Annotated in this window: 1 protein-coding gene; it reads right to left on the reverse strand. The window is 67.4% G+C overall.

Annotated features, from left to right (window positions below):
* The coding region (locus AC0L2Y_RS34610; protein ID WP_473562341.1) for a TCP-1/cpn60 chaperonin family protein at positions 1-442 on the reverse strand (442 nt) is incomplete at both ends.

Consider the following 442-nt stretch of genomic DNA (forward strand, 5'->3'; position numbering starts at 1 on the left):
TGACCAGCAGGCCGGCGACCGAGGCCGCGTCCTGCAGAGCCGTGCGCACAACCTTGACCGGATCGACGATACCCATGACGATCATGTCGCCATATTCGCCGGTCTGGGCGTTGTAGCCGAACGTCGCGCCCTTGTTCTCAAGGATCTTGCCGGCAACGATCGAAGCTTCCGCACCGGCGTTGGCCGCGATCTGGCGGGCCGGAGCCTGCAGGGCGCGACGCACGATGGCGATGCCGGCGGTCTGGTCGGAGTTGGCGCCACTGACTGTGATGGCCAGCGAAGCGCGCAGCAGCGCGACGCCGCCGCCGGGAACAATGCCTTCTTCGACGGCCGCACGGGTCGCGTTGAGGGCGTCATCGACGCGGTCCTTCTTTTCCTTGACTTCCACTTCGGTCGCACCGCCGACGCGGATGACGGCAACGCCGCCCGCCAGCTTGGCGAG

This window comes from Mesorhizobium sp. WSM4830 (assembly GCF_055811495.1).